General features: G+C 35.3%; 6 protein-coding genes. 2 read left to right on the top strand and 4 right to left on the bottom strand.

Annotated features, from left to right (window positions below; genetic code table 11):
• Window positions 1–395 precede the first annotated feature (395 nt).
• A complete protein-coding gene (locus tag ACIP9C_RS02120; RefSeq protein WP_401008195.1) occupies window positions 396–1,004 on the top strand; it encodes a CAP domain-containing protein in 609 nt (202 codons plus the stop codon).
• 47 nt (window positions 1,005–1,051) lie between these two features.
• Here the strand turns inward: ACIP9C_RS02120 and ACIP9C_RS02115 are convergent, their stop codons facing one another.
• The 3 genes from ACIP9C_RS02115 to ACIP9C_RS02105 all read right to left on the bottom strand — a co-directional run bounded on the left by ACIP9C_RS02115 (window position 1,052) and on the right by ACIP9C_RS02105 (window position 5,018).
• On the bottom strand, window positions 1,052–1,753 hold the full coding sequence (locus ACIP9C_RS02115; protein WP_401008193.1) for an SGNH/GDSL hydrolase family protein: 702 nt from the start codon (window positions 1,751–1,753) through the stop codon (window positions 1,052–1,054).
• A 1-nt stretch (window position 1,754) separates the two neighbouring features.
• The gene (locus ACIP9C_RS02110) at window positions 1,755–2,351 is read right to left on the bottom strand and encodes a TetR/AcrR family transcriptional regulator (RefSeq protein ID WP_401008191.1); all 597 of its coding nucleotides are present in this window, start codon (window positions 2,349–2,351) and stop codon (window positions 1,755–1,757) included.
• A gap of 171 nt (window positions 2,352–2,522) precedes the next feature.
• Window positions 2,523–5,018 carry a winged helix-turn-helix domain-containing protein gene (locus ACIP9C_RS02105; protein WP_401008189.1) on the bottom strand — a complete coding sequence of 832 codons (2,496 nt, stop codon included), beginning with the start codon at window positions 5,016–5,018 and terminating at the stop codon, window positions 2,523–2,525.
• 439 nt (window positions 5,019–5,457) lie between these two features.
• Between ACIP9C_RS02105 and ACIP9C_RS02100 the strand changes: the two genes are divergently transcribed.
• Window positions 5,458–6,441 (top strand): VanW family protein, encoded by a 984-nt coding sequence (locus tag ACIP9C_RS02100; protein ID WP_401008187.1) that lies wholly within the window; start codon window positions 5,458–5,460, stop codon window positions 6,439–6,441.
• 263 nt (window positions 6,442–6,704) lie between these two features.
• Here the strand turns inward: ACIP9C_RS02100 and ACIP9C_RS02095 are convergent, their stop codons facing one another.
• Window positions 6,705–7,322: an HAD-IA family hydrolase gene (locus ACIP9C_RS02095; RefSeq protein WP_401008185.1), complete on the bottom strand. Its 618-nt coding sequence runs from the start codon at window positions 7,320–7,322 to the stop codon at window positions 6,705–6,707.
• Between the last annotated feature and the right edge of the window lie 212 nt (window positions 7,323–7,534).

The raw sequence follows: 7,534 nt of genomic DNA, 5'->3' as shown, positions 1-7,534 counted from the left end.
CGCGTACGCGAGGGTGGCGTCTTACAACGTGCCCGCGGAAAGCGAAGTGGATTTTTATGCTTTAAGGACTGTTATGATGCTAGGCGTATGCTCATGCGAGTGTCAGGCACCCAAACAATTAGGCATTAAAACAATTTATTTTCTATTTATTGGGTTTTAAATGATTGAAAAGCTATCATTTCTACTAAAAATCTTCTAGTAATTTATTCCTGTTACAACTATATTTCAAATTTATTACTAAAAAGTAGAGAAAAAAGACTGTTAATCTGGCAATCTATTCGTCAATTATTTCAGATGTAATACAACTGTAAAAATCCTTCCAAATATTTAGTGATGAATTATGTTGCAAAACTATTTACCATGAATATAGAGCAAAACAGGAAGGAATGAATTACATGTTTAAAAAAGTAAAAAAAGTCGCGATGGCATCCGTATTATCGGTATCCTTATTAGTACCAATCAGCGCAATGGCAGCTGATTCATATACAGTAGTAGCAGGGGATTCTCTTTGGAAAATTGCCGTAAACACTCAAACAGGGGTACAGGAGCTAATTGATGCAAATCCTCAACTAGCAAATCCTGATCAAATTAACATAGGACAAAAAATTAATATTCCAACTAATGAGCAAGCATCTGTAGAACAAGAAGTAGTTAAACTTGTCAATGCAGAACGAGCAAAAGCAGGTCTTCCAGCATTAAAAGAAGATTGGGAGCTTTCAAGAGTAGCAAAATACAAATCTCAAGACATGCATGATAAAAACTACTTCGATCATACAAGTCCAACATACGGCACACCATTTACAATGATGAAAAACTTCGGTATTACGTATAAATCAGCTGGAGAAAATATTGCCAAAGGTCAAAAATCAGCTACTGAAGTCGTAAATGCTTGGATGAATAGTGAAGGACATCGAGCAAATATTTTAAACAAAAACTATACAAATATCGGTGTAGGCTTTGTGAAAGATGGCAACTACTGGTCTCAAATGTTTATACAAAAATAATATAAAAGAACTGTTCCAACGTATTAGGAACAGTTCTTTTTTGTACATTAACTAGTTAACTCACTATTATTAGTAAATAACAGTTGGTCAATCTTCGTTGCATATTCGTCCGCTACAATTTTAGCACCCTTACTATTAAAATGAATTCCATCTAATGTTAAATGGAGTCCTCTCTTTTTAGAAAGTTGATTAATGCGAGAACTTTTTTTATAAAATAGCACATCCTTCATAACGCTTAAAATACTTGTTCCGATATAGTCCGAGCTAGTTACATTAGCCAACTGTTGTTCAAAGACGGATTGCAAATTTAAGAAATAAATATTTTGATATTTGAGCGATACAGATTGCATAATAGCCGATAAATCTTTCAATTCTTGATTAGGTTCATTCAACATATTTTCACCTACAATGGCTGGTGATACGATAATAATTTGCTTAGATGAAGGGCGTACTAGCTCTACCACTTTTGTGAAATATGTGCGAAATTCCTCGTGGTCTTTAACAACGGGCTGTGCTTGAACTTTTAGCAATTTAGAATAAACATCATTGACCCCAATCCAGAGAAAAGCAAAATCATAATCAGTAGCTAATGGTTCTTTTATTAAGCGCGAATGCAAACTTTTCACCGTTTCGCCTGATTTACCGAGATTGGTAAAAGTAATCTTTGGATACTTTTCTTGCAAAAGATTCGAGAAAGATACTCCTGGACGACCTTCCGTTAAACTATCACCAATTAATGCAACTCTCATTTTAATTTCCTCCATTTCGGATTGATCCTAAAAAGATGGTAATTGCTTGCTTAAAAAGAGGTTCAAGTAATTGTAATTCTTTTGCATCGGTAAGTTGACATAATCCTCCCAACCATGTACCGAGTAGAACAGTCCATTCATCTATATTACCAGTGATAAATTCGCCTTTATCTACGCCTTCTTGAAAAATGGCACGATATGCTGTCATAGGGATGATCGCTAAATCAGCTAGCTTTTGTAGAGATTGTGCACTTATTGTTGGATTTGTAGCTAATTCCTGTCCTGATTTTAATAAAGGTGTTTGATAGTTATAAAGAACATGGAGTGCCATGCCGTACAATTTATCTGTTGCTGTTAAGTAGCTTTGTTCTTTTTGCTGCCATTTACTATGCCAATATTGCATTGTGTTTTGTGCTAAAAGGACAAAGAGCTTTTCTTTATTTTCAAAATGATAATAAATATGCCCTTTACTGTAACCTGCAGCCTTGGAAATATCTCCGACAGATGTTTGGTTATAACCCTTTTGTGCAAACAAGATGGATGCATGTTGCATAATTTCACTTTTAACGATTTCGCTGTCATAACGTCTTTTATTCAAGTAAGCTCACCTTTTCTAAAATTGAACGATTGTTCTAATTATAGTATACAAAACTATTAGAAAAATAAAACAATTTTACGTACATTTTCATTGTTTTGCCAAATATCCTTAATTAAAACTAAAAAGAGCAACTAACAACAATCAATAGCTGTCAGATGCTCATTTTCATATTTACTTTTTTGAGAGGAGGATTGCTTGCGTTCGGGATTTGACACCTAGTTTTTGATAAATAGTAGATAAATAAACGCGAACGGTTCCATCTGATAAATTCAGCCGCTTCGCAATTTCTCGATTGGTGACACCATTGGCTAAAAGGTCGAGTAATTCCATTTCACGAGGCGTCAATATTTCGTGATGAACGACACTTGTTGTGCAACTTTGAAGATAATTGAAATAATAATCTGGGTAAAGATCCCACTTTAATGCATAGGTTTCTAATTGAAAATATTGCTCTAGAAGGGGGAGTAGATCCTTCTCATCTAATAACGTCCGAACATAATAATATTTTGCTGCTAATTGTAACACTTCATGTAAAATATCTAATGCGATAGGCGTGTTTCCTAAACGATGCTGGCAAATAGCCTCTAGCACTGTCGCTTCTATAATTGTTGCAATTTGCTCATCTTGCTGAGCCTTCGTTTTAACTTGAATGACGACAGGTAATGCATCATTTAGCTCGCCCTTTAATAACAGTAAACGAGCATAAACTAACTGCCAAAATGGTTGCTTCGATTTTGTTGCCTGTAACAGCATCTCTGCATTTCGACTATCTCCATCAACTATAAAACAATAAGCTTGCATAATTTGAATGGAAGTTCGCCAATGTTTTTCCGAAACATCTTCTAATACTTGTGCAAGCATTGCACGGGCTGTACTTGCTTGTTGTTGATGTGTGTAAATTTTTGCTTTTAATAAATACATAGGAATAAATAAACCAGGATCTTGATGATGATGACCTAAACCAATGGCGATTTCAAGCTCCTTTTGAGCATATTCTATTAAACTTCGTTCGTATAAAGATTCAGCGGCGACCCCATAGCTAAATGCTGTAACATTTGCAGTTTGTAACGATGTTTCTCGAAAAAGTTTACCAACAGCTTCGCCATCTTCCATTATTTGAAGTTTCCCCTTTGAGCCGATACTAGTGCGAGAAAGTTTGTATTCGAAAATATTATAAGGAATCGGAACGTTATCCCAACGTGAAGGAGCAGGCCCTTTAGCAAGCAGATTGCGCATAATTTCTTCAACTAACTGTAAATTCCCACCAGAAGCGACAATAGCATATGCCTTAGCACTTTCATATATATACGCCATCGCAGCATGTTCTTCTTGCTCCATCCAATGTTCTACATGTTGTCGTATTTCAAGCTCCTCCATAAGGGAAGTAGCTATTTTTGTGTCCATTGTGGTAATGGAAGTTAGGAAACCGATAACAAGCATTTCATATGGAACGATATAGTGAGCACTCCGAAGTTGATGTAACCATCTCATGTATGTTGTCGTTTGTCCGGAAGCGTAGAGCTGTACAAGATGTTCTGTTATCCATGAAGCTGCTTGTTCATATTGCTCATATTTAATTGCTAGCTCAATAGCAGAAATATAATTACCCTGCTTGTAAATAGAATAGGCAACTTCTTGGACAATCGATTGTACTTGCTGAACTGAATATTGTTTGTTTAGTTCTAATTGTAAAGCTTCAGCAAATAAATGATGGTAGCGGAAAACAGGCTTTTTTGATTGCAGACGAATGATAAATAGACCTTTTGCTTCTAAATTTTCTAACAGTTCAAGACTATTTGATTGCTTTGTTAGCTGGTCACATATAGCAGGTTCCAGCTCATGCAGTAGAGATGTCTGTATGAGAAACTTTTGTGTTGTTGACGGAAGGTTTTGAATAATTTCTTGCCATAGAAACTCAGAAATAAACGGCTGTGCGATATGATTGAGTGTGTCCACCTGTTGTTCATTCGCCAAGCGCGTTAACAATAATCCAGCTACCCATCCTTCCGTTTTGTCTAAAACATTTTGTATATGTTGTTGATTTAGTGGAGTTGCATGTTTACAGGAAAAAAATTGCTTAGTTTCTTGCAATGTAAAGCGTAAATGTTCCGCATTGAATTCTTGTAGCCATTGTTTTACACGCCATTTAGCAGTAGGAAGTGCAATGGCTGTCCGTGTCGAAATATATATATGTGCCTCAGAAGGTAAGTACTCTATGAACTGAGTCATAAGTTGATGAATTGTGGGGTTATCAATTACATGATAGTCATCTAATACAATATGTATTGGTTTTTCTAATGCATTGAGTTCTTCCAAAAATGAATTAATAAAAAATTCAAGTGTTGCTAAGTCTTGAGTATGTAATAGTGGAGCAAGTACTTGATCTATATTGCACTGATAAGCTTTGGCAACGGCATGCACAGCATAAGTCCAATAACGAATCGGATCATTTTCAGCAGTATCAAGTGAAACCCAAGCGACAGCTTCCTTACTATTTTTAAACCAGCTGCTTAGTACAGTTGTTTTCCCATAGCCTGCTGGAGCACGTAAAATTGTTACTTTTTTATAAGTATTAAGTCGTAAAAGATCAAATAATTGTTTTCGTTCAATTAAATCAGGTGCGTTGAGAGGAATCGTTAATTTAGAAGATAATAATGTAGTAGGCATCTTTTTTACCTCCTTTTCGAAATTTAGGATAATGATGTAATTAATTTTACTATAACTGATACATTAATTCGAATGTTAATTGTCCCAACATTAACTTTTGTTAATAGTTCTTTGGCTTATTAAACGCGTAATATAATGAACTGGGAACTATATCCAATTTAAAGCAATGTAAGTACAAGTGAGTGCATGATATTTTTAGCCGAAAACTCAATTTTTTTTAACAGAAAGCACTCTACAAAAGGGAGCCTTTAAACTGTTATGGGGTGTTTTCCTTTTACTTAATTTGTACAATAAACTTCATTTTTAATGGTGTATACACCAATACTCCGTATTTAAAAGAACAATTATTTCAGCATGACCAATAAAAATGCCTGAAAAGAAACACACTATCCTTACTAGTCGAATAAGATGTTGCTGTAAGTAAGTTAGAGGTAGGTGTTTGAACTTGAAGAGATGGATTGCTGTACTTTGTTTAGGATGTGCGATTGTTTTGGCTGGTTGTCAAGAAAAATTAGAGAACGAGCAAATGGAAAATGATGATGTAAAGCAGCCGGTGACGTACATCGAGGACAAGGAGCAGGAAGCTGGACCTGTAGTGGTTGAAATTGTTGATCCTCAAACTTTGGAAGTCATACACATCATATCACCACAGGAACTAGGCTATGAAACAGACTCTGAATCGTATAAAAAGAAAATTGAGCAATTTGCACAGCAGTTAGCAAGAGGAACAGATACAGCAGTTGGTTTAGATAAGCGAATGGTACTCGACAAATTGGATGATAACGGTGGGATTATTAAAGGCAGTCCATTGATGATTTTAAAAGAAAGTGAATTAGTTGAAAGGGTGCTAGCTGCATCTGCAACGGGGGGCAAGGTAGAAATGCCATTGTATATTACAGAAAGTGGCTATTATCTTGAAGATATACCGTATTTAGAGGATGTTGTTGTGGCTTCTTATACAACATACTTCAATTCATCAGATGCAGGAAGAAACAAAAATATTGAGCTTTCAGCAAAGGCCATTAATAATGTTATTGTTGGAAGCGGGGATACTTTTTCTTTTAATACTGTCGTTGGACCTAGAGATGAAGAAAACGGCTATCAGCCCGCACCTGAAATTATTAATAAAAAACTTGTCATGGGCATCGGTGGGGGGATATGTCAAACTTCCTCAACGCTGTTTAATGCAGTCGATCAATTACCTATAAAATTCGTGGAGCGACATCATCATTCATTAGATGTTGGCTACGTACCAAAGGGTAGGGATGCAACGGTGTCGTACGGTGGATTAGATTTTAGGTTTCAAAATACGAGTGATGTACCATTTTTGATAAAAGCGACCTATGGAAAAGATTCTTTAACGGTAGAAGTGCGAACATCAGAAAAATACAAAGCGGTTTTAAAAAATCTTACAACTCAATAGAAAGCTAATCACGTGGTTAGATTTGACGATAACAGGCATCAACAATTTCAAAATTAATGCCTGTTATTTAGTTATTGGCGTAGAGAGCGGCGACTCCTTTACGCATCAAACTTTGTGCAAACAAGGTGCGGCTTACCATATGCTGAACGGAAAGCGCCAATCCGAAGCTGAAATAAACACATTTAAATGAAAAAAGTATGTAGACACTTTTGTAGAAGTGTCTTTTTTGCGAGCGCAAGGAAATGTGAAATTTGTTATTTGCTTTAGATGATATTTAATATTTCTGCTGGAGAAAATACTTTGTAATCAGGCTCTTCTGATTGAATAACCTCCATTGCGTCATATCCCCAATCAACCCAAATAATTGGAATACCTACTTTTTTGCATGCGATGATATCCCGTTGCTCATCACCAACATATAACACGTCTGATCTTTTAATGTTCGATTCTTTTAAATATTTTTTAATCACTTTATCTTTTCCAAAAATACGGCTAGAGCACAGTACTTCGGAGACATGATTGATGCCATTCATGTTTAAAAATTCCAAAATATTGTCTTTTGAATTAGAGGAGATAATCGCGATTGTATAACCTTTGCTTTCAATTTCTTTTAATACATCTTTCATCCCGTGAAATAGATGAACTTCTTTTAATGACTGTTGATATAAGCGGTAAAATTGAGGAAGTATAATAGGTAGCTTGTGTAGGGGAAAGTTAAATAATTTACTTCGTTCAGTAATTGATATTTTTTTTAGTGAATCAATATCCTCTAACTGAACTTCCTTAAATTCATATTTTTTCGCGATTATGTTCCATACAGAGGCGAGCACTGCTGTGGAATCTGCAAGTGTTCCATCAAAATCAAATATTATATGTTTCATTGTATTTTTTCTCCTTTGGGTTGTAGTTGGATTTATCATTATTATCTAGATGTATGTTTTAAATACATATAATCATTCGTTCATAATGACATGAATGCAGAAAAAAAGAAACAAGTAACGAGTTTTTGGAGGAGAAGACCTAGCGAATAAAAGATGGGCGGCGGAAAATGCATATTAGCAAATAATAAAAAAATCTGTAAGAGAGAATTGCA

Source organism: Lysinibacillus sp. NPDC093210 (assembly GCF_044753985.1).
Lineage (GTDB): Bacteria > Bacillota > Bacilli > Bacillales_A > Planococcaceae > Lysinibacillus.
Note: the sequence above shows the minus strand (reverse complement) of the source record. Positions and strands in the feature narration are given on the sequence as shown.